Genomic DNA, 25,419 nt, shown 5'->3' on the forward strand with positions numbered 1-25,419 from the left:
GCCGAGACCCGCGAGGTGCTCATCCGCTCCCTGGCCATGCTCCGCAACAAGCACGCCGACCTGCCCGCACGCAAGCACGGCAACCCGCCCCAGTAGGCCGCGGGCCGTCAACGGCCGGACCCCGACCGGACCTTTCGCAGACCGGAGAAACGACGTGAGCATTCCCGTGCAGACCAGCCCCATCCGCGTGGAGAAGGGCGACGCCAGCGAGGAAGAGCTGGCGGCGCTGACCGCCGTCCTGCTCGCCCGTGCCGCCCACCGGCCGGACGCCACCGTGCCGGGCCGCCGGCACGCCACCGCCGCCCGCTGGCGCCGCCTGGAGCGCCAGTCCGGTTTCCGCAGCGCCGGCAGCTGGCAGCGCTGAGCACATCCGTCACACCGGGCCCGGTACTCGTCACGAGTACCGGGCCCGGGTGCTTTCTTCGCGGACCGCACCCCGTTGCTGCGACGGCCGAAACAAGGCGTAGGTTCGCACCGACTCCGGGGCCGGGAGCTGTCCAAACCGTGATCCCCGTGCTGACATGCGCTCGTCATCGCGCTACCGGCGTCCCCGTACCAAGCCCGGGAGCGCACCGCAGCACGACCGGAAGGAAAGCCCATGTTCCGCACAATGGGTGTCGGTGCCGCCGCGGCATCGCTGCTGGTCCTCGCCGGGTCGGCGTCCCCCGCCTCCGCTCAGGCCTCGCCCCGGTACGGCGAAGAGGCGCCGCCGACCGGCCAGATCACCATCACGGTCGCCACCGTCAACGGCTCGGGCTGCCGGCCCGGCAGCGCCGCGGTGGCCGTCGCGCCCGACAACACCGCGTTCACCGTGACGTACAGCGAATACCTCGCCCAGGCGGGCAAGGACAGCAGACCCACGGACTCCCGCAAGAACTGCCAGATCGCGCTGAACGTCCACGTCCCCCAGGGCTTCACCTACGCCATCGCCCGCGCCGACTACCGCGGCTACGCCCAGCTCGCGCCCGGCGCCGTCGGACTGGAACAGGCGGGCTACTACTTCCAGGGCAGCGCCCAGACGGCCCGCAAGAGCCACCGCTTCGCCGGTCCGTACGACAACAACTGGCAGAGCCAGGACGACACCGAGATCGACGCGCTGGTCTACGCCCCCTGCGGCGAGAAGCGCTACTTCAACATCAACACCGAGCTGCGGGTGGACGCCAAGGGCTCCGACCCCAAGCTGACCAGCTTCATGGCGATGGACTCCACCGACGGCAGCATCAACACCAAGTACCACTTCGCGTGGAAGCAGTGCCCCAAGGCCTAGGCGCCGCGGGCACGGCGGCTGTCTGAAGGGTTCGCGTACGGCGATGGTCCCGCGTACACCGGTGTACGCGGGACCATCGCCGTACGGAGGTCAGGTACGGACCGCCGTCGGCTCGGCGGGGGGCGCTCCGGCGGGGGCCGCCGCGGCCGGGGGCGCGGCCGCCGGGGGCGCGGTGGTGTCCGCGGCGGGCCCCTCCGGGAGCTTCAGGTACAGCGTCAGGGCGGCGGACAGGACGTACAGCGCGGCGAAGACGATGACCACCCCGGCCGGGCCGAGCGGGGTGAGGAAGACGCTGACGATGGCCGGGCCGACGAAGGCCGCGCCGCCCGCGCCCAGGTTCAGGAGCGCCATCGCGCCGCCCTTGTTGTCCGGCGCGAGGGCCGGGATCAGGGCGGAGATGGGGACGAATCCGGCCAGGGTGATGCCGTACAGCATCCCCATGATGATCGCCACGGTGTAGTTGCCGCCGACCGCCTTCGGCACGAAGTAGAGGGTGAGCGTGGTGACCGCGCAGCCGAGCCCGCCGAACGAGGCGATGGTCCGCCGCCAGCCGATCCGGTCGCCGATCATGCCGAAGAGCAGGTTGCACAGCACGTTGGTGCCGTAGATGACGGCCAGCAGGGTCAGCCAGCGGCCCTCCCCGAAGCCCAGCTCCTTGCCGAAGAAGGTGGGCAGGAAGACCAGGAAGCCGAACTCCGGCGCCGTGTTGATGATGCGCACGACACAGCCGACGGCGACCTTCGGGTGCGTCCAGGCGATGGACAGGCTGGACAGCAGCGACTGCACCGGCCGCACCTCCGGCGGCGCGAGCCGGGCGAAGCCGGTGCGCTCGCGGACGCCGAGCAGACAGCAGGCGCCGCCCAGGACGATGATGCCGAGCGCCACCCACAGGGTGCCGAACTGGCCGAACCAGGGGTTGGTGACACCGGCCACGAGCGAGCCGAGGGTCGGCAGGCCGCCGGTGAAGGCGACGTAGAACCAGCCGACCGCGGTGCCCATCCGGGCAGTCGGCGCGGTCGCGGTGATCCACACCAGGAAGCCGAAGGCGAAGAGCGGGTAGCCGAAGCCGCGCAGGCCGTAGAAGACCAGCATCAGGGGGTAGTTCTGCGGGCCGAGGGCGAAGACGAGGAAGAGCACGTCGAAGACGACCCAGACGGCCAGGCCCAGCTGCATGACGCGGCGCGGGCCCCACAGGTCGGACAGGGCGCCGGAGAGCCAGGACGCGAGCATCACGGTCACGCCGTACGCGGTGATCACGTAGGAGGCGTGCACCTCGGTACCGGCGCCGTGCCCGGCCATGTACGGGGCGATGAAACCCGACTCGACGCCGTCGCCCACCATGAACAGCAGCACGCCGAGATAGCCGAGGACCAGGGGCCGCGGAATGCCGAGCCGGTCGGGGAGCGAGAGCTTCGGTGGGGCCATGGCCTGCCTCCGTGCGGTACGTGTGGTGCGCCGGTGCGGTCGTGGGGTGCGACGCGGACGGCCGAGCGATGTGATGTGAGCAGCATGAATCCTGTGAACTTCACATGCAAGGTGTGATGCTGGGTTTTCTTCGGCTCCTTTCTCGCAACTTGAGACGCGATTTACGCCAGGAGGGGTGACGGATATGTGATCTGGGTGTTAAATCCAACAGGGACGAAACAAAGGAGTGAGCCCGATGACCACCACCCCCGCCGCCGGCCTCGGCCACGACCCCGGGACCTTCCGTGAGGACTGGCTGGAGGGACTGGCCGACGCCTACGCCCGCACCGTCCGCCGGGTCCCGGACGCGTACGGGGTCGTCGGGCGCCACGCGCCGCGCCCCGGCAAGGTCGCGGTCGTCATCGGTGGCGGCTCCGGCCACTACCCCGCGTTCGCCGGACTGGTCGGCCCCGGCCTCGCCGACGCGGCGGCCGTCGGCGACGTCTTCGCCAGCCCCAGCGCCGAACAGGTCTACCGCACCGCGCGCGCCGCGGACGGCGGCGCCGGCGTCCTCTTCAGCTACGGCAACTACGCCGGCGACGTCATGCACTTCGGGCTCGCCGCCCGCCGCCTGGCCGCCGAAGGCGTCGACGTCCGTACGGTCCTGGTCACCGACGACGTGGCCAGCGGCCCGCCGCCGGTCGAGGGCCAGGAGATCGACCCGTCCCGCGACCGGCGCGGGGTGGCCGGCGACTTCTTCGTCTTCAAGGTGGCGGGCGCCGCCGCCGAACGCGGCGACGATCTGGCGGGCGTGGCGCGGGCCGCCGAACACGCCAACGCGATGACGCGGACCTTCGGCGCCGCGTTCGCCGGCTGTACGCTCCCGGGCGCCGGCGAGCCGCTGTTCACCGTCGACGCCGGAACGACCGAACTCGGCATGGGCATACACGGCGAACCCGGCCTGCGCACCACCCGCCACCTCACCGCGGCCGAACTCGCCGACGAACTCGTCGACAACCTCCTCCAGGAACTCCCGGAGCCGCCCGCCGGGAACGACGGGCGGGTCGCCGTCCTCCTCAACGGCCTGGGCCGCACCAAGTACGAGGAGATGTTCGTCGTCTACCGGCAGGTCAACCGCCGCCTGCGCGCCGCCGGACTGCGCCCGCACCGCCCCGAGGTCGGCGAGTTCGTCACGTCCTTCGACATGGCGGGCGTCTCCCTGTCCGTCATGGTCCTCGACGACGAACTGGCCGCCCTCTACGACGCGCCCTGCGACACCCCCGCCTTCCGCAGCCTCCCCGGCGACCACGCGGACGCCGACGACCTGCGGCCCGCCGCCTCCGTACCGGACGCCGCCGCGTCCACGGCCACGCCCCGGCCCGCCCCCTCGGCCGCCGACCTCCCCGCCACCGCCGCCCTCCAGGCCGCCCTGGACCTGATAGCGGCCAACGAGGACGAACTCGGACGGCTGGACGCCGTCGCCGGGGACGGCGACCACGGCATCGGCATCGTCCGGGGCCTGCGCGCCGCCGTCGGCGCGGCCCGCGCGGCCGAACCGGGGCCGGCCGCGTCCCCCCGCTCGGCGGGCGCCGCGCTGCTCGCCGCCGGGCTCGCCCTGGCCGACGCCTCGGGCGGCGCGTCCGGCGCCCTGTACGGCACGCTGCTGGCCGAGACCGGCGCCGTACTCGCCAAGGCCGACGTTCACTCCACCGCCCTGTTCGCGGACGCCGCCGAGGCGGCGCAGCGGGCCGTATCCGAGCTGGGCGGCGCGCGGGTGGGCGACAAGACCATGCTCGACGCGCTGGAGCCGTTCCGGGCCGAACTCCGCGCCCGCGCGGGCGAACCCCTGCCCGGCGCCTGGAAGGCGGCCGCCCAGTCCGCGACCCGTGCCGCGTCCGCCACCGCGGACCTCACCCCCGGCCGGGGCCGCGCCGCCCGCATGGGCCCCCTCGGCCACGGCCACCCGGACCCCGGAGCGGTGTCGCTGTCGCTCCTGCTCACCGCGGTCGCCGCATACCTGAACGGCTAGCAAGGAGCCCGGCCCCCGGCCGGGCAGCGCGAAGCCCCCGCACCGAGGAGTGCGGGGGCTTCGCGCTGTCACGAGCTAGCGGAGGCGGGCCATGAGGGCGTGTTCGACCAGGGTGATGAGGGCGCTCTTGGCTTCGCTGCGGTGGCGGGCGTCGGTGACGATGATGGGTGCGTCGGGGCCGATCTGGAGGGCTTCGCGTACTTCGTCGGGGGTGTAGGGCTGGTGTCCGTCGAAGCCGTTGAGGGCGATGACGAAGGGCAGGCCGCTGTTTTCGAAGTAGTCGACGGCGGGGAAGCAGTCGGCGAGGCGGCGGGTGTCGACCAGGACGACGGCGCCGATGGCGCCGCGTACGAGGTCGTCCCACATGAACCAGAAGCGGTCCTGTCCGGGGGTGCCGAAGAGGTACAGGATCAGGTCCTGGTCCAGGGTGATGCGGCCGAAGTCCATCGCCACGGTCGTCGTGGTCTTGTCCGGGGCGTGCGTGAGGTCGTCGATGCCGGCCGACGCCGAGGTCATCACGGCTTCGGTGCGCAGCGGGTTGATCTCTGAGACGGCCCCGACGAACGTGGTCTTGCCCACGCCGAAGCCGCCCGCCACCACGATCTTCGCGGAGGTGGTGGAGCGGGCTGCACCGCTAGAGCTTGCGAAGTCCACTGAGCACCCTTTCGAGCAGTGTCACATCTGGCTGTCCGCCGGCGGTCTCGTCCCCGCCGGGCTGATGAATGGCGACGAGTCCGGCCTCGGCCAGGTCGGCGACGAGGATTCGGGCGACGCCGAGGGGGATGGAGAGGAGGGCCGAGATCTCGGCCACTGACTTGATCTCGCGGCAGAGGTGGCAGATGCGCTGGTGCTCCGGCAGTTGGCCCTGCAGCCTGGCGGGGTCGGCGGTCGTGCTGACCAGCGCCTCGATGGCGAGCTGGTAGCGCGGCCGGGTCCGGCCCCCGGTCATCGCGTACGGGCGCACGAGCGGGTTGTGCGCGCCTCCGGTGGGAGCCGAAGGCGCGGGCGCGCGCCGCTGGGGCTGCACCGGCTGGATGCGGGGCGCCCTTGGCTGTTCGTACGCCGACGGCTCGTACGGCTGCCGGGAGTCGTACGGCTGCCGCTGCTGGTACGGCTGCCCCGGCTGCGGCGGCTGTGGTGGCCGCTGCTGCCGGCGGGTCGGCGCGGAAGGGAAGTTGAAGCGGTTGTGCCGGTGCTCGCCCTGGGGCTCGGACTGCTGTCCGGGACCGTACGGGTATCCGCTCGGGGGCGTTGCCACGTCTCCTCCTTCAACTTGCCAATCTGACGCCGGTCGCGCCACCGCACCCTATGGCGCGGTGGCGGGAAACGCACTGCCTGTCTGCTAGTTGAGAAGACTGCCCTGCAGTTCCGCGCGCAGGTCGGGCGTCAGCACGGTGCCCGCGCGGTCGACCAGCAGGGCCATCTCGTAACCGACGAGGCCGATGTCGCACTCGGGGTGCGCCAGTACGGCCAGCGACGATCCGTCGGAGACGGACATGATGAAGAGGAAGCCGCGCTCCATCTCCACCACGGTCTGATTGACGCTCCCGCCTTCGAAGATGCGGGAGGCGCCGGAGGTCAGCGAGGTGAGGCCGGAGGCCACCGCCGCCAACTGATCGGCTCTGTCCCGAGGGAAGCCCTCGGACATGGCGAGGAGGAGACCGTCCGCGGAGACCACGACCGTGTGGGACACACCGGGGGTGTTGTCCACGAAGTTGGTGATCAACCAGTTCAGGTTCTGCGCCGCCTGGCTCATCGGGCTCACACTAACGCTCCTGATCGTAGGTGCTGCCGGGGCCGAAGCCCTGTTGGTCATTCTGGGGGACCTCCGAGTGGTCCGTGCCCACGTTGCGTCCCTGCTGGACGCCGCGCCGCAGGTTGCTCAGCCGGCCGCGGACGTCCTCCGGAGCGCGGGAGACCTGCGGGCCGCCCTGCGGGCTCTGCTCCGCCGTGCCCTCGACCAGGTTGGCCTTGGGCACCCGTCGGGGCAGACCGGAGGAGGTGACTCCGCCCGCCTTCGGCTCGCGCAGCCGCTCCGCCCGCTGCCAGCGCTCGTCGTTGGCCGAGCGCCACTCGGAGTCGTCCGTACCGGGCTCCGGCGCGTTCCCTTGCGGGGCGGCCGCCGGTTCCTCCTGGGCACGGGGCCTGGAGGACGCCTCCTCGAACGGCTGCCACTGCTGCTGCGGAGCCTGCGGCCGGCCGGCTGCTCCGCGGCGCGGAAGGCCGGCGTCGGTCAGCGACGACGGGTCGTTCGGGGTGGGGTCCGGTCGGTCGAATGCTACGCGGTCCGGACCGTCCGCGGGAGCGGGCCGCTGATTCCGGTCGGATTCCGTTTCCTGGCCGAAGTAGCCGCCCGAGGCTCCGTTTTCGGGCCAGTTGTCCTGCTGGGGCGGCTCGTACGGGGCGTACGGCTGCTGGCCGGCGGTCTCGCCGTAACCGACTTCGGCAAGTCCCTGGGCCTGCGGCGAACCGTCGCCGTAGGTGCCCTGCGCCGGTTCCGCATATGTCTGGTCCGGGTAGTTCCAGGTCCCGGAGCCGGGCTGCTGCGCCGGGTCCTGGAACAGCGGCGCCGAGGGGTCCTGGTACGGGCCGGGCGCGGGGTGGTGCGGCTGGGCGCCCGGGCCGCCGGCCTGCGCCTCCAGTGCCGCACGGCGCTCCTCGCGCATCAGCGAGCGGTTGACCGGGTCGAGCTGCGCGGCGGCGCCGGGCAGGCCGTAGCCGTGGTCCTCGAAGCCGAGTTCGGCGGCGGAGCGGCCGTCGTTCTCGTACGCCCCCTGCTGGTGCTCGGGCACGATGCGGGAGACCGTGAAGTCGTCGCCGTAGCCCTCCTCGCCGCCACCGCCGTGCGTGATGGGTTCGGGGAGCATGACCAGGGACGTGGTGCCGGCCTGCTCGCCGGAGGGGCGCAGCTGGACGCGGATGCCGTGCCGGTCGGCCAGCCGGCCGACCACGAACAGGCCCATGCGCTGGGAGACCGAGGCGTCCACGGTCGGCGGGTTGGCCAGCTTGTGGTTGATGTCCGCGAAGTCCTCGGGGGTCAGCCCGATGCCCTTGTCGTGGATCTCGATCATCACGCGGCCGTCCGGCAGCCGGGTGGCGGCGACCCGCACCTTGGTCTGCGGCGAGGAGAACGTGGTGGCGTTCTCCAGCAGCTCGGAGAGCAGGTGCACGAGGTCGGTCACGGCGGTGCCGTGGATGTCGCCGTCCGGCACGCCGGACAGCTCTATTCGCTCGTACGCCTCGACCTCGGACGTCGCCGCGCGCAGCACGTCGATCAGCGGCACCGGCTGGTTCCAGCGGCGGCCCGGCTCCTCGCCCGCGAGGATGAGGAGGTTCTCGCCGTTGCGCCTCATACGGGTGGCCAGGTGGTCCATCCGGAAGAGGCTCTCCAGCTGGTCCGGGTCGGCCTCGTTGTTCTCCAGCTCGGTGATCAGGGTCAGCTGACGTTCGATCAGGCCCTGGTTGCGCTGCGAGAGGTTGGTGAAGATCGCGTTGACGTTGCCCCGGAGCAGCGCCTGCTCGGCGGCGAGCCGGACGGCCTCGCGGTGCACCTGGTCGAAGGCGCGGGCGACCTCGCCGATCTCGTCGGTGGTGTGGATCGGGATGGGCTGTACGCGGGTGTCGACGCGGCCCGGGTCCGTACGGGAGAGCTGGTCGACCAGGGTCGGCAGCCGCTGCTCGGCGATGCCGAAGGCCGCGGTGCGCAGCCGGCTCATGTTGCGGCTCATCCGGCGCGCCATCATGCCGGCCACCAGGAAGGCGACGCCCAGCGCGGCGATCACGATCGCGGAGTCGGTGAAGGTGGACCGGCGGGCGTCCGAGGAGATCTCGGCCGCCTCGTCGACCGCCTTGTCCGCGAGGTCCTTCTCGATGGCGCGGTACATCTCGAACTTGCCGGTGGCCGCGGTGAACCAGGTCTGCGGGGTGATGCCCTGCGCGGCGAGCTGCTGCGGCGAGGCGCCGGAGCCGATGGCGGCGGCCATCGCGTCGAAGGACGGCGACGTCCCGCTCCGCTTCTTGAGCTTGGCGGTGTCGTCCTTGAGCCGCTGCACGTCCTCGGGGGTACCGCCGGAGGTGTACTCGCCGATCGCGATGTTCTCCAGGTACTTGTACGAGGCGAACGAGGTCAGCTGCTTCTTGTGCTCCTGGCCGCCCTGCGGGGAGGCCGGGTCGACCAGCAGGTGCGTACCGATGGAACGGGTCAGCGACTCGGCGGCCTTGGCCAGCGAGACGGCGTAGACGGTACGGCCGTAGGAGGTGATGTTGCCGGTGCCCAGGCCCAGTTCGTTGGCGAACTCCATCAGCGGGTGCTGGATGGCGACGTAGCCCTCTTCGGTGCGCACGCCGGCCAGCTGCGGTGTGTACGCGGCCTCGCGGAGCTTCTTCAGGCCGGGCTCGGCCTTCTCGAAGGCGGCGAGCCGGCGCTGGAGGCCCTTCTTGTCGGGCATCTCCTCGACCGCGGCGTGGAAAGCCCCGGCCGCGGTGTCGGTGGCCCCGCGGGCCTCGCGCACCGCCGGGTCGTCGCGCTTGCCGGCGAGCAGCGGCTCGGCGGTGCGGTCGCGCTCGTCGATGATGGCGTGGCTGTAGGCGGCCGCGGCGCGCACCAGCTTCGCGGTGGCCTCCGCGTCCTGGGCCTCCTGCCAGGTCTCGACGGAGCTGTTCACGCGCAGGCCGCCGAAGACCAGGGCGACGAGGACGGGGATGAGCAGGATCGCGTTGAGCCGGGTGGCCACCCGCCAGTTGCGGGGGGAGAACCGCCCGCCGCTCACGGGGACGGTGGCGACCGGGCTTTCGGGCGTGCCGCCGGCCGGTGCCGCACTGTGCGACGGCGGCGTGAAGTTGCCCCGCCGCGCTTCCTGCGGCTCGGGGTCCGACTTGCTTCGCCTCACTCGACCAACAACCTCTCGGCGCCGGCACCGCACCCTTTTGCGCTGTGCCGTTTTCTTCAGGGCGTTACTACTCCGGAGTTCAGCGAATTTCAGCACGTCAGGACCGCGCGTTCCAAACACTGAGCAAAGGTGGAGCAACTCGCTGAGCACGTCACATAAAAGGGGCGTTAAGGGCGAGGAGCGGCAAAAGGCGAGAGAAATGTGCGCACAGCGGAGCCGCGTGTGCGCGCCGGGTGTCGGCGGCGGAGGAATTCTCTGTCGAAACGTTATGAACGTGACCGGCGGCGTGGCCAAGGACACAGATCCACTGACGGCGTACGGGAACCGCCGCCCGCCCGCGACCTTTCCGGCGCCCGTCGGCGCCGGACCGGTCCATCATTGCCCGGGGCAACTTACTTTCGGGCAGGGGGACGTGAAAAGGTCACTTCAGGCGGGCCATGAGGGCGTGTTCGACCAGGGTGATGAGGGCGCTCTTGGCTTCGCTGCGGTGGCGGGCGTCGGTGACGATGATGGGTGCGTCGGGGCCGATCTGGAGGGCTTCGCGTACTTCGTCGGGGGTGTAGGGCTGGTGTCCGTCGAAGCCGTTGAGGGCGATGACGAAGGGCAGGCCGCTGTTTTCGAAGTAGTCGACGGCGGGGAAGCAGTCGGCGAGGCGGCGGGTGTCGACCAGGACGACGGCGCCGATGGCGCCGCGTACGAGGTCGTCCCACATGAACCAGAAGCGGTCCTGTCCGGGGGTACCGAAGAGGTACAGGATCAGGTCCTGGTCCAGGGTGATGCGGCCGAAGTCCATCGCCACCGTGGTGGTGGTCTTGTCCTGGACGTGGCTCAGGTCGTCGATCCCCGCCGAGGCGGAGGTCATCACGGCCTCCGTACGCAGCGGGTTGATCTCCGAGACGGCCCCGACGAACGTGGTCTTGCCCACGCCGAAGCCGCCCGCCACCACGATCTTCGCGGACGTGGTGGAGCCGCCGCCCTGACCGGCGGCCGGCCCGGTGCCGTTAGAGCTTGCGAAGTCCACTGAGCACCCTTTCCAGCAGCGTCACGTCGGGCGTACCGCCGGCCTCGGTGCTGCCACCCGGCTGGTGGATCGCCACCATACCGGCCTCCGCCAGGTCCGCGACCAGAATCCGGGCCACTCCCAGCGGGATGTGCAGCAGCGCCGAGACCTCGGCGACCGACTTCACCTCGCGGGTCAGGTGACAGATGCGCTGGTGCTCCGGCAGCAGGCCGGGCAGCTGGGACGGGTCGGCGGTCGTGCTGACCAGCGCCTCGATGGCGAGCTGGTAGCGCGGCCGGGTCCGTCCCCCGGTCATGGCGTACGGGCGGACCAGCGGCTGGTCACCTTCGCCCCCGTACGGCGCTTGGCTGTAGGCGCCGTACGGGCCGGGCGAGGCAGGTGGCGGGGTCATGGGGTCCTCCGGACGGGACAACTGACTGTCGTCGGGTTGGGCCGGTGGGGGGTGCGGCACGGTGGGCGGTGGGTCGGGTCGTGACGTTCGGCGGGACTCAGTGCAGCAGGCTGCCCTGGAGTTCGGCGCGCAGGTCGGGCGTCAGCACGGTGCCCGCGCGGTCGACCAGCAGGGCCATCTCGTAACCGACGAGGCCGATGTCGCACTCGGGGTGCGCCAGTACGGCCAGCGACGATCCGTCGGAGACGGACATGATGAAGAGGAAGCCGCGCTCCATCTCCACCACGGTCTGATTGACCGTGCCGCCCTCGAAGATGCGCGAGGCACCCGAGGTCAGCGAGGTCAGGCCCGACGCCACCGCGGCCAGTTGGTCGGCACGGTCGCGCGGGAAACCCTCGGACATGGCGAGGAGCAGTCCGTCCGCGGAGACCACCACCGTGTGGGACACCCCGGGGGTGTTGTCCACGAAGTTGGTGATCAACCAGTTCAGATTCTGCGCCGCCTGGCTCATCGGACTCAACTAACGCTCCTGCTGGTGAGTGGGGTCGACAACGCCGTGGTTGCCGGTGGAGGCGTTCTCCTCGGCCCGGTAACGGCCTTGCTGGATACCCCGACGAAGGTTGGTCAGACGGCCGCGTACGTCGTCGGGCGCACGCGAGACCTGCGGACCGGTCTGGTGGGACTGCTGCTGCGCGGTGCCGGCGACCAGGTTGGCGCGCGGCACACGGCGGGGCAGTCCGGAAGTGGTGACGCCGCCCGCGGCGGGCTGGCGGATCTGCTCCGCCTGCCGCCAGCGCTCGTCGTTGGGCGAGGCGCGCCACTGGCCCTGCGCACCGCCGTCGGCGTCGCCGAGGAGGCCGGCGCCGGACGTGCCGCCGGAGGCGGCGCCGGTCGCGGCGCCCGGGTCGCGGCGCGGCAGCGGCGGAGCCTCGGAGTGCTCCGCCGACGGGCTCGCGGGCTCGTCGGCCGCCTGCTGCGGTACGGAGGCACCGGACGCCGGCTGGCTGAACCAGTTCGACTCGATCGTGTCGAAGATCGGCGTACGGCCGTCACCGGGGCCCGAGGGCGAACCGCCGCCGAGCAGATCGCCGGAGCCGCCCTCCGGGCGCTGCCGCTCCTGCGGCGGCACGGGGAACTCGCCGGTGCCCTGCCGCGGCCCGTCCTGCAGGTCGGCGGGCAGGGTGAACTCGCCGGTGGTGTCGGCGCCCTGCCGCGGCGTGCCGGCGCCGAAGGCGCTGCCGCCCTCGAAGGCGCCACCCGCGTTGGCGTCGAACCCGTTGTTCTCGTAGGTGCTGCCGTACTCGGCGAAAGCGTCGCGCTCGGCGCCCGGACGGGCGAACTGCCCGGTGTCCTGCTGCGGCTCGCCGCGCAGGTCGGCGGGGAGCGCGTACTCACCGGTGGCCCGGTCGCCGTGCTGCGGCGCGCCGCCACCGAAGGCGGCCGGCTGTGCGAACTCGCCGGTGTCACCCGGGCCGCGGCCCGTGCGCGCACCGTCCGCGCCGGGCGGCGGGGCGTCGAAGTCGGGACGGGCGAACTCCGCCGTGTCACCGGGGCCGCCGGCCGCCGGGCGGGCGAAGCCACCGGTCGTCTCCGGCTCCTCGTGTCCGCGCGGCCGGTCCTGCGCCTGGCGGGGCGTCATCGGCCAGTCGTCCGAGGCACCGCGCTCGCGGCGGGCGCCCCAGCTGGTGGTGCCGGGCTGCGACGTACCGTCGGCGGCGTCCGCGCCACCGGGCAGCTCGGCCGCCGGGCCGCGCTGCGGAAGCTGCGGGCGCTCGTCACGGCGCGGGGCGCCCGTCGGGGGCGCGACCGTCGGCATCTGCGACGTGTCGTCCGCGCCCGCGTTCGCACCGGCCGGCGCGCCGCGGGTCGGCAGCGCCGGACGCCCGTCGTCCATCTGGCCTGTGTTGGGGGTGCTCTTCGCGGGGCCCGCGGGCGCGCCGCCCGTACGGCCGCCCGGCGCGCCGAACGCACCGGCACCCGGCCCGCCCTGGCCACCGGGAATGCCCGGACCACCGCGGCCCGGCAGCGCCGGACGGGCACCGCCCGCACCGACCTGGCCGCGCGGCTGAAGACCGGCGAGGCGGTTGGCCGAGGCGTTCGGGGTGTTCGGAACGCCCTCGCCGGCTCCGGCGCCCGGCCCGCCCTTGCCGCCCGGCTGCGGCTTCTTGCCGCCCTGGGCGACGTCGACCGGCAGCATGACCAGCGCCGTCGTACCGCCCGAGTCGGACGGCCGCAGCTGGATACGGATGCCGTGCCGCAGCGACAGGCGGCCGACCACGAACAGACCCATGCGGCGGGAGACCGAGACGTCCACCGTCGGCGGGCTGGCCAGCCGCTCGTTGATCGCGGACAGGTCCTCGGGCGACAGGCCGATACCGGTGTCGTGGATCTCGACCAGCACGCGGCCGTCGGGCAGCGCGTGACCGGTGACCTTGACCTTGGTCTGGGGGGAGGAGAAGGAGGTCGCGTTCTCCAGCAGCTCGGCGAGCAGGTGGACGAGGTCGTTGACGACCCGGCCCGCGACCTCGGTCTGCGGTACGGCGGTCAGTTCGATGCGCTCGTACTGCTCCACCTCGGAGGCCGCGGCGCGCAGCACGTCGACCAGCGGCACCGGGCGCGTCCAGCGGCGGCCCGGCTCCTCGCCCGCGAGGACGAGGAGGTTCTCACCGTTACGGCGCATACGGGTCGCGAGGTGGTCCAGCTTGAACAGCGAGGACAGCTGGTCCGGGTCGGCCTCGCGGGACTCCAGTTCGGAGATGAGCGAGAGCTGCCGCTGGATGAGGCCCTGGCTGCGGCGCGAGAGGTTGGTGAACATCGCGTTGACGTTGCCCCGCAGCAGCGCCTGCTCGGACGCCAGCCGGACGGCTTCGCGGTGCACGTCGTCGAAGGCCGCGGCCACCTTGCCGATCTCGTCACGGCTGTGCACGCCGACCGACTCCACGGACGTGTCCACGTCCTGCGGGTCCGCCTCGGACAGCTGCTTGACCAGCTCGGGCAGGCGCTCCTGGGAGACCTTCTGCGCGGTGTCCTGCAGACGGCGCAGCGAACGCACCATGGACCGGGAGACGACGAACGCGCCGACCAGCGAGATGCCCAGGACGAGCAGGATCAGCGCACCGTTGAGGATCGCCTCCTGCGTCGCCTCGTTGCGCAGCTCGCGGGACTTCTGCTCCATCTGCGAGAGCAGCGAGCTCTCGATACGGCCCATCTCGTCGATCTTGACGGTGTCGGTGTCGTACCAGTCGAGGTACTTGTAGTCCTCGCTGTGGATACCGCCGTCGCTGGCGAACGCCCGGTGCGCGAAGGCGACGGCCGCCTTGATGTCGTCGTTGTTGCCGTCCAGGCCCTTGGTCAGGTCGGTGGCGCCGGTGTAGATCTGCGAGAAGCGGTCGCGGGCCGCCTTCTCGTTGTCCTCGGCGGTACGGCCGGCCAGCCGGTCGTTGGCGGACAGCTGCGGGCTGCCCTTGTGCGCGAGGCCGGCACTGACCAGCGCGCGCTGCATCGACGCGTATTCCTTGGCGGAGGAGAACGCCGCCAGCGCACGGGTGCTGCGGATCATCTCCGGGTTGCTGGTCGCCTGCGCCATGTCCTGGGAGAGCGCGAGCAGCGAGGTGATGAGCTGGTTGTAGCTGCTGACCGTACGGGCGGCGTTGTCGCCGTCCTTGTACGCGTTGTTGCGGATCTCGTTGAGGGTGTTGAGCTGACGGCCGATGTCCAGCAGGGTCGCCTGCACGCCGGACATCGTCGGGTCGTCGCGCTGGACGTCGCCGGTGGCCTTGTTGAACGCCTGCTTGGCCCGGTCGGTCGTCTGACGCGGGGCGACGACGCTGGCGTCGTCCTTGACGTTGCCGGTGCCGGCGATCGGGCCCGCCGACTTGTCCCGCTCCGTCTGGAGCGCGTCGGCCAGCTCGGTGGCCTGCCGCGTCATCTCGGTGAGGAGCTGCATCTTGTCGAGCTGGTCGATGTTCTCCAGCGAGGTGGAGATCCGCATGCCGCCCAGCGTGGTCGCGGCGATGACGGGGAGCGCCAGCAGGGAGACCAGGCGGGTGCTGATGCGCCAGTTGCGCATGGCTATTCGAGCGCCCGGGCCGCTCGGCTCCTTGGCGCCCTTCGACGGCTTGGGCGCGGCGCCGTCGGCGGAGTCACCGCCGATCGCCGGGCCGTTGCCCGGGCCATGCTGGGGCGAGGCGGCGCGGTCGCTTCCGCCGCGCAGCTCCGGGTCCGCCGCAGCTTCCCCTTGGCCCTGGCGGGCCTGGGGAGACCCCATGCCATCCCTCTTGAAACGTCCCTGCACTAGCGTCGCAACCTCTGGACCAGGCGTCCCTCCGCGCGAACGGCGGGACGGTTGTCGAGTCGTAGGGGACCGGGGCCCCCGTTTGGCGGTCGTGAGTGACCGGCGAGCTGCCCCCTCTGGCCGAGAGAGCGGCACCACCGCGCGGCGCTTCGCTGCGCCCCCTGCGCGCCGTCCTGCTGATAGCTGCGGCGGTCCGTGGAATTCCAGCACAGTGCCGGATCTCCAACAAGAGCGGTGCCGCCCTCTGTGACGTACGTGACGCAATGTACGGAACACGTCACAATACGTAGAGAGCGGCGCCGCCGATAACGGACTTATGTCCGCGAGTCGCTCACGGGCGCCTCCTGTCCCAGGTGCGGTGATCGGGAGCGGAACATGGCCTTCAATCCAGCAATGTCCGTTTCGCCCCTGGATGTTGATCATGGGAAATGCGGCATTTGTCACACACTTCGTGAGGAAACTCACAGCCGCCCGCCCGACTTTCCCGAAGCGGCGCGGGGAATAGCGCGCATAGCCTGACGCTTTACACAGTTGCCCGAAATGACAAGGCCGCAATCCTGCGCGTGCGGGAAAACGGCCGCGGTCCCCGACGTTCCTACGCGAGGCATGAGCAGTGAAGACCACGATGATGTTCCGCAACATAGCCAACCCGCGGCGCACCACCCTCGCCCATCTCAAGGATGCCGACGAGCTCCAGGGCGCCGCGGCCCAGACGCCGGAGCACGCCGTCGAGCTGCCCACCCAGACCGCCAACCCGCGCCGCACCGTCCTGATGGACGCCCCCGCGCCGCAGACCGTCCCCGCGCAGGCCGCCGCGCCGGACACGGCCGTCTGACTAAGGGGAATCGGGCCGGCCGCGGCCCCGCGATAGCCTGGAGTGTCAACTCCGGCCAGTGATCTATGAGGGGCAGCGGCAACCCGTGCGCATCGCCAGATTCTCCATCGACGGCAACGTCGGCTTCGGCGTCCTCGACGGCGACGACATCGACGTCATCAAGGGACACCCTTTCGCGGAATTCGAGCGCTCGGGTCACAAGGTCCCCTTCGACAAGGTCCGCCTGCTGCCCCCGGTCCTGCCCAACAAGGTCGTCGCGGTCGGCCGCAACTACGCCGAACACGCGCGCGAGCTGGGCAACGAGGTCCCCGACGCGCCGGTCACCTTCTTCAAGCCCTCCACCTCGGTGGTCGGCCCCGGTGACCCCGTCGTCTACCCCTCCTTCTCCCAGGAGGTCCACCACGAGGCGGAGCTCGCCGTCGTCATCGGCCGCATGTGCCGCGAGGTCCCGCGCGAGCGCGTCAAGGACGTCGTCCTCGGCTACACCTGCGCCAACGACATCACCGCCCGCGACGTGCAAAAGCGCGAGGCGCAGTGGGCGCGGGCCAAGGGCTTCGACACCTCCTGCCCGCTCGGCCCCTGGGTCGAGACCGAGCTGGACCCCGGCGACCTGACGATCATGTGCACCGTCAACGGCGAGCAACGCCAGCTCGGCCGCACGAGCGAGATGGTCCGCTCCGTCGAGGACCTGATCGTGCACATCACCGAGGCGATGACGCTGCTCCCCGGCGACGTCGTCCTCACGGGCACCCCGGCCGGGGTCGGCCCCCTCCAGGACGGCGACGAGGTCGCCGTCCACATCGAAGGCATCGGCACTCTCACCAACAAGGTGATCAAGCGTGGCTAACGCGACCCCCGTCCGCGTCCGTTTCTGTCCCTCCCCGACCGGCAACCCCCACGTGGGCCTGGTCCGCACCGCCCTGTTCAACTGGGCCTACGCCCGGCACACCCAGGGCACCATGGTCTTCCGCATCGAGGACACCGACGCGGCCCGCGACTCCGAGGAGTCCTACAACCAGCTGCTCGACTCGATGCGCTGGCTGGGCCTGGACTGGGACGAGGGCCCCGAGGTCGGCGGCCCCCACGAGCCGTACCGCCAGTCGCAGCGCATGGACCTCTACAAGGAGATCGCGCAGAAGCTGCAGGACGCCGGCCACGCCTACAAGTGCTACTGCTCCACCGAAGAGCTGGACGCCCGCCGCGAGGCCGCCCGCGCCGCCGGCAAGCCCTCCGGCTACGACGGCAAGTGCCGGGCCCTGACGGCCGACGAGATCACCGCGTACGAGGCCGAGGGCCGTGAGCCGATCGTCCGCTTCCGGATGCCGGACGAGCCGATCACCTTCACCGACCTGGTCCGCGGCGAACTGACCTTCACCCCGGAGAACGTCCCGGACTACGGCATCCTCCGCGCCAACGGCGCGCCGCTGTACACCCTGGTCAACCCGGTCGACGACGCCCTGATGGAGATCACCCACGTCCTGCGCGGCGAGGACCTGCTCTCCTCCACCCCCCGGCAGGTGGCCCTCTACCAGGCCCTGATCGAACTGGGCGTCGCCAAGTACGTCCCCTTCTTCGGCCACCTCCCCTACGTCATGGGCGAGGGCAACAAGAAGCTCTCCAAGCGCGACCCGCAGGCGTCCCTCAACCTCTACCGCGAGCGCGGCTTCCTCCCCGAGGGCCTGCTCAACTACCTCTCCCTCCTCGGCTGGTCCTTCTCCGCCGACCAGGACGTCTTCTCCATCGAGGAGATGGTCGCGGCCTTCGACATCGCCGACGTCAACGCCAACCCGGCCCGCTTCGACCTGAAGAAGGCCGAGGCGATCAACGCCGACCACATCCGCCGCCTGGACCCGAAGGCCTTCGCCGAGGCCTGCCGCCCCTGGCTCCAGGCCCCCCACGCCAACTGGGACCCGGCCGACTTCGACGAGGCGGCCTGGCAGGCCATCGCCCCCCACGCGCAGACCCGCCTGACGGTCCTCTCCGACATCACCGCCAACGTCGACTTCCTCTTCCGCAAGGAGCCGGTCGAGGACGAGGCGTCCTGGACCAAGGCGATGAAGGGCGACCCGGTGGCCCTGCTCACCACCGCCCGCGAGAAGCTGTCCGGCGCCGACTGGTCCAGCCCCGACTCCCTCAAGGAAGCCGTCCTGGCCGCCGGCGAGGCCCACGGCCTCAAGCTCGGCAAGGCCCAGGCCCCGGTCCGCGTAGCCGTCACCGGCCGCACGGTCGGCCTCCCGCTCTTCGAGTCCCTGGAGATCCTGGGCCAGGAGCGCACACTGGCCCGCATCGACGCGGCACTGACGAAGCTGGGCGCGTAACGCGAAGGCTTTACGTCGTACGGCGAAGGGGCGGCCACCGGGTTTCGGTGGGCGCCCCTTCGGCGTGGGGGGCCGGGTCACGCGGCCACGAGATCGATGACGTTGATCACGACGTGCGTGTTGGACACCACGTACAGGATGAAGCCTCCCTCGAACGTGGCTGACCAGCTGTCATCCCGGTGACTTTTGGCGGGCGCGCCGAACGGATTCAGGCTGAGCCGTTTCTCCAGCTCCTCCAAGGAGGCCCGTTGCGCGGTGCCCAGGGCCGCCTTGCACCGCGCGGCGCGATCCGCGTACCTGATGACATAAGCGGTCATGGGCACCTGCCGACGTCGATCGGATTGTTCTCGGCGTCGTACGCGTTGCCCTCGGCGTCCCAGAAGACCATGCCTTCCGTGTCCCCCTCCGCCAGGCGCTTGGCCATCTGCTCCACCTGATCCAGGTAGCCGGGCGTCGCGCACGCGCAAGCGAAGGGGAACCACTTGTCGACGACCCGGTCCAGTTCCGCCCGATCGAATTCCGCCGCCGCGCTGAGCCAGTCCTGCTCGAAGTATTGGAGCCAGTCCGGCCGCCGCTGCAACGCCGTACGAATGGCGTCCGGAGTCCTCTCACAGGCGTCCCGATCCACTTCGATCTCTCTGTCCATGGCCGGCGACCTCCGGTACGTGTAGGCAGGGCGGGACCCACGGTAGGCGGCGGTGGGGCACGCATCCAGGAGATCCTGGCTTCCGTGCCCCGACGGACGCATCGTGACCGGCGACGGTCGAATCGGTCCGTCCGGCCCGGCCCTCATGACCCCGGCCAGACAACACTCCCGAGGCTCCCCGGCCGCATCGACACGAACCGGGCCGCCCCCTCCGGCGCGGCCACCGCCATCCGGAAGCCGCCCTCCGTGGCGGCGACATCCGCCCGTCCGTCCTCGTAGGCGAGCCCCCAGGCGGCGACCCGAGCGTCCCGCATGCCGCAGATACCGAACTCCTCGACGACGGCGAAGAGGCGGGGCGCGGTGGCGTCGACCAGTTCCTGGACCTCTTGGGCGAAGCCGTCGGGTGGGTCGGGGAGGGGCGGGGGTGGGGATACGGTGGCCATGTGAAGTCTCCTGGCTGTGGGCGAAGTTGATCTGCTGGTGGCGAGGAGACTAGGGCAAGTGTTGGTATGCAGCCCAGCGTTTTGCTGGATCGCATATCACTACCACTCGTGTGAGTGAAAGGGCGGCAGGCGTGGCTCGTGCGAAGGTTCCGCCGACGGTCAGACAGCGACGTCTGGGAGCTGAGCTGCGCCGTCTCCGCGAGCACGCAGACCTGTCCGCGACGCGCGCCGGAGAGCTGTTCGGTGCCCCGCAATCACGCATCAGCAACATCGAGGCGGGTAGCTACGCAGTCAGCGCGGACCGCGTCAGGGCGTTGGCCCGGCTCTACGAATGCTCGGACGATGCCCTCATCCAGGCGCTGGCCGCGATGACCGGTGGCCGTACGCGGGGTTGGTGGGAGGAGTACCGCGAAATCCTGCCGTCTGACGCGCTGGACCTGGCCGAGCTGGAACATCACGCGTGTGCCCTACGAATCGCCTCGGTGATCCACATCCCCGGGCTGTTGCAGACCAGGGACCACGCTCGTGTGGTCATCGGCGACGTGGTGCCGCATCTGACTCCCGACGAGATCGAACACCGGGTTTCCCACCGCCTCAAGCGCCAGGGTGTGGTCCACGGGAGGTCAGCAACCCCGCTGATGGCGATCATCCACGAAGCTGCCTTGCACATAGGGTTCGGAGGTCCCGCTGTCGCGCGGGAACAGCTTCAGTATCTCGTCGACCGGAGCGAGGACCCGCACGTGGACGTGCGGGTAATCCCATTCGGGACGGGCGCTTTCCCCGGAGCGGGGCACGGCATCGTCCAGTTCGTCGGCGACATCCCCAACCTGGACACGATTCAGCTCGACACCGACCATGGCTCCCTCTTCATCGATGGAGAGGCGCATGTCACGAAGTACCGCACCGTCCTGGACCGAATGGAGTCCCGGGCGCTCAAGCCGTCTCAGTCGCGGGATCTGATCCTGCGGGTGAAGAACGAGTTGTGAAGGAGCGAGACCCAGCATGACCCGTCTGACCTGGCAGAAGTCGACCTTCAGTGGAGAGGCTGCCAACTGCGTGAACATCGCCGCCGCGCCCGACGGCACCGCACTTCTCCGAGAGAGCGACGCTCCGGAGACGATCCTGTCGGCCAGTCGTGCCGGGCTGGCCGCGTTCCTGGCGGCGATCAAGGAGAGCGGCGTGGGACGAACTGTGAGGGGGTGAAGCCCGTTATGTTCCGCCTGGTCTGGCAGAAGTCTTCGTACAGCAATGCGGGCGCGAACTGCGTGAACATCGCTGCCGTACCTGACGGCACCGTACGTCTGCGGGAAAGCGACGATCCACAGGTGACCCTCTCGACCTCCCGCCAGGGGCTGGCCGGGTTGGTTGATGCGCTCAAGGGAGAGCGAGACCCAGCACGTGCAGCCTTCTGGCAGAAGTCCTCGTACAGCAACGAGGGTGCGAACTGCCTGAACGTCGCCGCCGCATCCGACGGCGCCCTCCACATCCGCGAGAGCGACGCCCCGGAGGCGATCCTGTCGGCCACCCCGGACGGCCTCGCCGCGTTCCTCGCCGCGATCAAAGGCCACGGGGCCCGTCCGCCCGTACGTAACCCCTGAGCACGCGCGGGGCCCGGCGCGCCGAACCTCCGACCGCCGGCCCCCCACGTCACCTTCGGCGCGCCGGCGCGCCTCAGCACACCTCGACGCGCTTGTACTTGCCCCACTCGCTGTGGTGGCGGTAGCTGGCGCCGTTCTTCAAGCTGTGGCAGTCGAACGGGCCGAACGAGCCGACCACGCGGACGCGCATCGTCCTGCCGCAGGTGTTCTGGACGCGCGCCTCCCAGTAGCGGCCCACCACCGTGAAGACGTTGCGCTTCACGCATGCGGGCGCCGTTCCGTTCGCGGATGCCGGTGCGGCGGTCACCAGGCTGCTGAGGCCCAGGCCGGTCACGGCCAGGCCCACTGCGGCGGCACGCTTCATGTCGATCACTGTGTCGATCACTCCCCGTTGGATTCCGGCCGGGGGCGCGAAGGGCGCCCCCGGCAGGGCGACAGCATGCCATCGCCTTGACGTGGGCAGGGCAAAAACTCCGGCACTCGCGCGGCCGGCCCAGGTACCGTCGGTTTCATGACCATCGAGGCCGTCCTCTGGGACGTGGACGACACCCTCTTCGACTACACGGGGTCGGACCGCGCGGGCGCGCTGCGCCACATCGAGGCCGAGGGGTTGCTCGGCGGGTATCCGGACGCCGAGTGCGCGCTCGGGCGGTGGCGGGAGTGCATGGAAGTTGCCTTCGGGCGCTTCCTCTCGGGGGAGCTGGGGTTTCTGGAGCATCGCAGGGAGCGGGCGCGGACCTTCCTCGGGGAGGCGTTGAGTGATGACGAGGCCGATGCCTGGTTCGGACGGTATGTCGCGCTCTACGAGGCGGCCTGGACGCTGTTTCCGGATTCCGTGCAGGCGCTGACGGACCTGGCGCCGCTGGCCCGGCAGGGCGTGTTGTCGAACTCGTCCGTCCGTAATCAGGAGCGCAAGCTGCGGGCGCTGGGCATACGCGATCACTTCGAGGTGGTGCTGTGTGCCGACGGGGTGGGACACGCGAAACCGGCGGCGGAGGCGTTCTTGGCGGCCTGTGACGCCATGGAACTGGCGCCCGAGCGGGTCGTCTACGTCGGGGACAAGCTGGACGTGGACGCGATCGGCGCGCGCGACGCCGGGCTGGGCGCCGTGTGGGTGGACCGGGTCGGCGCGGAGGCGGAGACGCCGGAGGAGGACGTGCCGGACGGGGTGGCGCGGATCGGGAGCCTCGCCGAGCTGCCCGGGCTGGTGCGCGGCCTTATCGGTTTTGGAGCGTCGTCCACCTTCGGGTAATGTTCTTTCTGCGCCGCCCGAGAGGGCCGAAAGGCCGGGCCGGGAAGCGCAAGCCGAACAAGACTCCCCCTAGGGGTTGCGTTCCGGTGGGCTATGGTGTAATTGGCAGCACGACTGATTCTGGTTCAGTTAGTCTAGGTTCGAGTCCTGGTAGCCCAGCAAGAGACCTTCTGAAGGTCTCTTGATCATGCAGTACCAGGCCCCCGTTGTGTAGCGGCCTAGCACGCCGCCCTCTCAAGGCGGTAGCGCCGGTTCGAATCCGGTCGGGGGTACAGATCCTTTCTCACCGTCACCTTCGGGTCGCTCCCGGATGTGACGACGCAAGGATCGCTAGGGCCCCCGTTGTGTAGCGGCCTAGCACGCCGCCCTCTCAAGGCGGTAGCGCCGGTTCGAATCCGGTCGGGGGTACTGGTCTAAACCACCATGGGCTATGGTGTAATTGGCAGCACGAGTGATTCTGGTTCATTTAGTCTAGGTTCGAGTCCTGGTAGCCCAGCGCGAAATCGCAGGTCAACTGCGGTTCTGCAAGCTAGCCCCCGTTGTGTAGCGGCCTAGCACGCCGCCCTCTCAAGGCGGTAGCGCCGGTTCGAATCCGGTCGGGGGTACGCGACGAAGAGGCCCTTCCCGGTCAGGGAGGGGCCTCTTCGCATGCCCGGGGGACCCCGCCCCCCGGGGGCGGGGTCAGGTGCTGCCCCTGAAGCGGCGGTGTGATTCCTCCGCCTCCGCGAGCCGCCGCAGGCTCAGCAGTACCGGTTCGAGCAGTACGGTCAGCGCCACCGCAGCCTCGACCTGCTCGGCGGGCGTCTCGTACGCCTCCACCAAGTCCAGGTCCGCGACCGCCAGTTCACCCGCGATCCGGCCGTATGGCAGCACGTTCTCGACGGCGTGCGGGTAGCCGAGCCGGGCGAGCGCGGCCAGGGCGTTCACCAGCATTCCGTACGCGGGGGAGTCCGGCCCCTGTTCCGCCCCGTACCGCCAGCCCAGGCGGCCCAGCAGCTCGTCCGCCGTCCGGTGCGCGGCTGCGGTCTCCGGGGCCCCCTCCTCGGGGCCCGGGTCGTGCGGCAGGGCCCATACGGCCGCGCCGAGGCGCATGTGGTGGTCCAGCGACTCGTCCTCGACGGCGGCCAGCACCTCGCGCGCGGTGGCCACCGGCATCTTCCCGACCTGGACCAGCGCCCGCACCAGGCGCAGCCGGCGCAGGTGGGCATCGCCGTACTCGGCCGTGGTGGCGGTGATCCGCTCGCCGGGCGGGAGCAGTCGCTCGCGCAGGTAGTACTTGATCGTGGCGGTGGGTACCCCGCTGCGTTCGCTCAGTTCCGCCAGCCGCATCCGCTTGCGCCTTCCTTTGGAGAGTGCCACTATCCAAGCATGGATGGTGGAGCTATCCAAAGGGGACGCGAGAGGCAGGGGGACAGGTATGGGGAATGAGGTCGTGCCGGGGCGGATGCGGGCGGACGCCGACGGGGAGGTGGTCGTCTTTCTGATCGGGATGCGTATCAACCGGCTCCGAGCGGTGGGCAGTTGGCTGCCCACGCTGCTCGCGATGCCGCCCATGCTCAAGGAGTTGGCGACCGACCCGGAGTCGGGGCTGCTCGGGTATCGCGCGCTGGGCGGCGGGCCGCGCCTCTTCGGCGTCGTCCAATACTGGGAGTCGCGGGAGAAGTTGTACGCCTACGCGTCGAATCCGGACAAGAAGCACCGTCCCGCGTGGACGGCGTTCAACCGCCGGGCGCGGGACGGCAAGGGGAGCGTCGGGATCTGGCACGAGACGTACGTCGTGCCGGCCGGCGCGTACGACACGCTGTACAACAGCATGCCGCCCACCGGGCTCGGTGCCGCGCACGGCGTCGTCGCGCTCGGGCGGCGCGGGGCGCGGGGCGTGGCCGCGAACGCGGCTTAGGCGGTACGGCCGACCGGCCGGTGCGGGCGTCAGCAGCCGCACCGGCCGGTCGGTTTTCGCAGGTCAGCGGGGTAGCGGGTTGGCGCGGGCCGACCGGTCAGCCCGTACGGCGCAGCGCCTCGCTGAGCCGGGCGGCGGCGTCGATGACCGCCTGGGCGTGCATCCGGCCCGGGTGGCGAGTCAGCCGCTCGATCGGTCCGGAGACCGAGACGGCGGCGACCACGCGGTTCGAGGGGCCGCGCACGGGGGCGGAGACCGAGGCCACGCCCGGCTCCCGCTCGCCGATCGACTGGGCCCAGCCCCGGCGCCGTACGCCGGACAGCGCGGTGGCCGTGAAACGGGCGCCCTGGAGGCCGCGGTGCAGGCGCTCCGGCTCCTCCCAGGCCATCAGGATCTGGGCCGCCGAGCCGGCCTTCATGGGGAGCGTGGAGCCGACCGGAACGGTGTCCCGCAATCCGGACAGCCGTTCCGCCGCGGCCACACAGATCCGCATGTCGCCCTGGCGCCGGTAGAGCTGCGCGCTCTCGCCCGTCACGTCGCGCAGGTGTGTGAGCACCGGCCCGGCCGTGGCCAGCAGGCGGTCCTCGCCGGCCGCCGCGGCCAGTTCCGACAGTCGCGGGCCGAGGATGAACCGGCCCTGCATGTCCCTCGCCACCATCCGGTGGTGTTCCAGTGCCACGGCCAGCCGGTGTGCCGTGGGTCGTGCGAGCCCGGTCGCCGTGACCAGCCCGGCGAGGGTGGCCGGACCGGACTCCAGAGCGCTCAGTACCAGAGCTGCCTTGTCGAGAACGCCGACGCCGCTAGAGTTGTCCATGCAACGATACTCACGTCTCACAGTGTGAAACGCAAGTTCAATTTTCCCAGGAAGCCGCCAATCTGTAGTCACGGCCCCCGACCGGGGCCCGGCAGGACGTCCGGAACCGGGGGACGGACGCTGCGCACACAGTCGAGTTGGGCCGGCAATGCGGCCGGCCGGAGGGAAAGCGATGGGACGCACACTCGCGGAGAAGGTCTGGGACGGCCATGTCGTCCGGCGCGCGGAAGGCGAGCCCGACCTGCTCTTCATCGACCTGCACCTGCTGCACGAGGTGACCAGCCCGCAGGCGTTCGACGGCCTGCGCAAGGCCGGCCG

At 70.9% G+C, this 25,419-nt stretch carries 27 protein-coding genes and 5 tRNA genes; 17 read left to right on the forward strand and 15 right to left on the reverse strand.

What is annotated here, in order from left to right; translation table 11 throughout:
• The first annotated feature begins 154 nt into the window (after positions 1-154).
• Positions 155-364 (forward strand): acyl-CoA carboxylase epsilon subunit, encoded by a 210-nt coding sequence (locus ACFV57_RS41280; RefSeq protein WP_385244003.1) that lies wholly within the window; start codon positions 155-157, stop codon positions 362-364.
• Positions 365-598: 234 nt separating this feature from the next.
• Positions 599-1,267 (forward strand): DUF4360 domain-containing protein, encoded by a 669-nt coding sequence (locus ACFV57_RS41285; RefSeq protein WP_385244005.1) that lies wholly within the window; start codon positions 599-601, stop codon positions 1,265-1,267.
• A 90-nt stretch (positions 1,268-1,357) separates the two neighbouring features.
• On the opposite strand, the gene ACFV57_RS41290 is transcribed toward ACFV57_RS41285, so the two are convergent.
• Entirely contained in the window at positions 1,358-2,692 is a 1,335-nt protein-coding gene (locus ACFV57_RS41290) for an MFS transporter (protein WP_385244008.1), read from the reverse strand.
• Between the two features lie 235 nt (positions 2,693-2,927).
• Here ACFV57_RS41290 and ACFV57_RS41295 point away from each other — a divergent pair, with 235 nt between their 5' ends.
• Positions 2,928-4,700 (forward strand): dihydroxyacetone kinase family protein, encoded by a 1,773-nt coding sequence (locus ACFV57_RS41295; protein WP_385244011.1) that lies wholly within the window; start codon positions 2,928-2,930, stop codon positions 4,698-4,700.
• A gap of 75 nt (positions 4,701-4,775) precedes the next feature.
• Here the strand turns inward: ACFV57_RS41295 and ACFV57_RS41300 are convergent, their stop codons facing one another.
• The 8 genes from ACFV57_RS41300 to ACFV57_RS41335 form a co-directional block, all read right to left on the reverse strand.
• Entirely contained in the window at positions 4,776-5,354 is a 579-nt protein-coding gene (locus ACFV57_RS41300) for an ATP/GTP-binding protein (protein WP_159469791.1), read from the reverse strand.
• Positions 5,335-5,958 carry a DUF742 domain-containing protein gene (locus ACFV57_RS41305; protein ID WP_385244014.1) on the reverse strand — a complete coding sequence of 208 codons (624 nt, stop codon included), beginning with the start codon at positions 5,956-5,958 and terminating at the stop codon, positions 5,335-5,337. The genes ACFV57_RS41300 and ACFV57_RS41305 overlap by 20 nt, the downstream gene beginning before the upstream one ends.
• Positions 5,959-6,042: 84 nt before the next feature.
• Positions 6,043-6,456 carry a roadblock/LC7 domain-containing protein gene (locus ACFV57_RS41310; RefSeq protein WP_018087204.1) on the reverse strand — a complete coding sequence of 138 codons (414 nt, stop codon included), beginning with the start codon at positions 6,454-6,456 and terminating at the stop codon, positions 6,043-6,045.
• Between the two features lie 10 nt (positions 6,457-6,466).
• A complete protein-coding gene (locus ACFV57_RS41315) occupies positions 6,467-9,589 on the reverse strand; it encodes a nitrate- and nitrite sensing domain-containing protein (protein ID WP_385244017.1) in 3,123 nt (1,040 codons plus the stop codon).
• A gap of 421 nt (positions 9,590-10,010) precedes the next feature.
• Positions 10,011-10,610, reverse strand: coding sequence for an ATP/GTP-binding protein (locus ACFV57_RS41320; RefSeq protein ID WP_385244019.1), 600 nt, complete (start codon positions 10,608-10,610; stop codon positions 10,011-10,013).
• Positions 10,591-11,001: a DUF742 domain-containing protein gene (locus ACFV57_RS41325; RefSeq protein ID WP_003986417.1), complete on the reverse strand. Its 411-nt coding sequence runs from the start codon at positions 10,999-11,001 to the stop codon at positions 10,591-10,593. Before ACFV57_RS41325 ends, ACFV57_RS41320 begins: the two co-directional genes overlap by 20 nt.
• Positions 11,002-11,098: 97 nt before the next feature.
• Positions 11,099-11,512, reverse strand: coding sequence for a roadblock/LC7 domain-containing protein (locus tag ACFV57_RS41330; RefSeq protein WP_018087200.1), 414 nt, complete (start codon positions 11,510-11,512; stop codon positions 11,099-11,101).
• A gap of 9 nt (positions 11,513-11,521) precedes the next feature.
• Positions 11,522-15,268, reverse strand: coding sequence for a nitrate- and nitrite sensing domain-containing protein (locus ACFV57_RS41335; RefSeq protein WP_385244022.1), 3,747 nt, complete (start codon positions 15,266-15,268; stop codon positions 11,522-11,524).
• 640 nt (positions 15,269-15,908) lie between these two features.
• On the opposite strand from ACFV57_RS41335, the gene ACFV57_RS41340 reads away from it, so the two are divergent.
• The 3 genes from ACFV57_RS41340 (at position 15,909) to gltX (ending at position 18,448) form a co-directional block, all read left to right on the forward strand.
• Entirely contained in the window at positions 15,909-16,130 is a 222-nt protein-coding gene (locus ACFV57_RS41340; RefSeq protein ID WP_385244025.1) for a hypothetical protein, read from the forward strand.
• Positions 16,131-16,215: 85 nt separating this feature from the next.
• Positions 16,216-16,977, forward strand: a complete 762-nt coding sequence (locus ACFV57_RS41345; protein WP_385244028.1) for a fumarylacetoacetate hydrolase family protein — start codon at positions 16,216-16,218, stop codon at positions 16,975-16,977.
• Complete coding sequence (gltX, locus tag ACFV57_RS41350) at positions 16,970-18,448, forward strand: glutamate--tRNA ligase (protein ID WP_385244031.1); 1,479 nt, start codon at positions 16,970-16,972, stop codon at positions 18,446-18,448. Before ACFV57_RS41345 ends, gltX begins: the two co-directional genes overlap by 8 nt.
• Positions 18,449-18,525: 77 nt before the next feature.
• Here gltX and ACFV57_RS41355 read toward each other — a convergent pair whose 3' ends face one another.
• The 3 genes from ACFV57_RS41355 to ACFV57_RS41365 all read right to left on the reverse strand — a co-directional run bounded on the left by ACFV57_RS41355 (position 18,526) and on the right by ACFV57_RS41365 (position 19,537).
• On the reverse strand, positions 18,526-18,765 hold the full coding sequence (locus tag ACFV57_RS41355; RefSeq protein WP_385244034.1) for a hypothetical protein: 240 nt from the start codon (positions 18,763-18,765) through the stop codon (positions 18,526-18,528).
• On the reverse strand, positions 18,762-19,094 hold the full coding sequence (locus ACFV57_RS41360; protein WP_385244037.1) for a DUF6247 family protein: 333 nt from the start codon (positions 19,092-19,094) through the stop codon (positions 18,762-18,764). The genes ACFV57_RS41355 and ACFV57_RS41360 overlap by 4 nt, the downstream gene beginning before the upstream one ends.
• A gap of 143 nt (positions 19,095-19,237) precedes the next feature.
• Entirely contained in the window at positions 19,238-19,537 is a 300-nt protein-coding gene (locus ACFV57_RS41365) for a hypothetical protein (protein WP_385244039.1), read from the reverse strand.
• Between the two features lie 131 nt (positions 19,538-19,668).
• Between ACFV57_RS41365 and ACFV57_RS41370 the strand changes: the two genes are divergently transcribed.
• From ACFV57_RS41370 to ACFV57_RS41380, 3 genes are read left to right on the forward strand one after another with little or no spacing between them, the layout of a single operon-like run.
• Complete coding sequence (locus tag ACFV57_RS41370; protein ID WP_385244042.1) at positions 19,669-20,523, forward strand: helix-turn-helix domain-containing protein; 855 nt, start codon at positions 19,669-19,671, stop codon at positions 20,521-20,523.
• A 16-nt stretch (positions 20,524-20,539) separates the two neighbouring features.
• Positions 20,540-20,740: a DUF397 domain-containing protein gene (locus ACFV57_RS41375; RefSeq protein WP_385244044.1), complete on the forward strand. Its 201-nt coding sequence runs from the start codon at positions 20,540-20,542 to the stop codon at positions 20,738-20,740.
• Positions 20,741-20,748: 8 nt separating this feature from the next.
• Entirely contained in the window at positions 20,749-21,135 is a 387-nt protein-coding gene (locus tag ACFV57_RS41380; RefSeq protein ID WP_385244047.1) for a DUF397 domain-containing protein, read from the forward strand.
• 73 nt (positions 21,136-21,208) lie between these two features.
• Here ACFV57_RS41380 and ACFV57_RS41385 read toward each other — a convergent pair whose 3' ends face one another.
• Positions 21,209-21,499: a hypothetical protein gene (locus ACFV57_RS41385; RefSeq protein ID WP_385244050.1), complete on the reverse strand. Its 291-nt coding sequence runs from the start codon at positions 21,497-21,499 to the stop codon at positions 21,209-21,211.
• A gap of 147 nt (positions 21,500-21,646) precedes the next feature.
• Between ACFV57_RS41385 and ACFV57_RS41390 the strand changes: the two genes are divergently transcribed.
• The 6 genes from ACFV57_RS41390 (at position 21,647) to ACFV57_RS41415 (ending at position 22,992) form a co-directional block, all read left to right on the forward strand.
• Positions 21,647-22,387, forward strand: coding sequence for an HAD family hydrolase (locus ACFV57_RS41390; RefSeq protein ID WP_385244053.1), 741 nt, complete (start codon positions 21,647-21,649; stop codon positions 22,385-22,387).
• A gap of 87 nt (positions 22,388-22,474) precedes the next feature.
• Positions 22,475-22,546, forward strand: a tRNA-Gln gene (locus ACFV57_RS41395).
• 40 nt (positions 22,547-22,586) lie between these two features.
• Positions 22,587-22,659 (forward strand) — tRNA-Glu (locus tag ACFV57_RS41400).
• Between the two features lie 63 nt (positions 22,660-22,722).
• A tRNA-Glu gene (locus ACFV57_RS41405) sits at positions 22,723-22,795 on the forward strand.
• Positions 22,796-22,811: 16 nt separating this feature from the next.
• Positions 22,812-22,883 (forward strand) — tRNA-Gln (locus ACFV57_RS41410).
• Positions 22,884-22,919: 36 nt separating this feature from the next.
• Positions 22,920-22,992 (forward strand) — tRNA-Glu (locus tag ACFV57_RS41415).
• A 76-nt stretch (positions 22,993-23,068) separates the two neighbouring features.
• Here the strand turns inward: ACFV57_RS41415 and ACFV57_RS41420 are convergent.
• Positions 23,069-23,716, reverse strand: coding sequence for a MerR family transcriptional regulator (locus ACFV57_RS41420; protein ID WP_385244060.1), 648 nt, complete (start codon positions 23,714-23,716; stop codon positions 23,069-23,071).
• An 88-nt stretch (positions 23,717-23,804) separates the two neighbouring features.
• On the opposite strand from ACFV57_RS41420, the gene ACFV57_RS41425 reads away from it, so the two are divergent.
• On the forward strand, positions 23,805-24,287 hold the full coding sequence (locus ACFV57_RS41425) for a DUF4188 domain-containing protein (RefSeq protein ID WP_385244055.1): 483 nt from the start codon (positions 23,805-23,807) through the stop codon (positions 24,285-24,287).
• A gap of 97 nt (positions 24,288-24,384) precedes the next feature.
• Here ACFV57_RS41425 and ndgR read toward each other — a convergent pair whose 3' ends face one another.
• Positions 24,385-25,101, reverse strand: coding sequence for an IclR family transcriptional regulator NdgR (ndgR, locus tag ACFV57_RS41430; RefSeq protein ID WP_003984709.1), 717 nt, complete (start codon positions 25,099-25,101; stop codon positions 24,385-24,387).
• A 172-nt stretch (positions 25,102-25,273) separates the two neighbouring features.
• Between ndgR and ACFV57_RS41435 the strand changes: the two genes are divergently transcribed.
• A partial coding sequence (locus ACFV57_RS41435) for an aconitase family protein (protein ID WP_385238710.1) occupies positions 25,274-25,419 on the forward strand: 146 nt, incomplete at its 3' end.

It is taken from the genome of Streptomyces sp. NPDC059788, from assembly GCF_042732265.1.
GTDB lineage: Bacteria > Actinomycetota > Actinomycetes > Streptomycetales > Streptomycetaceae > Streptomyces.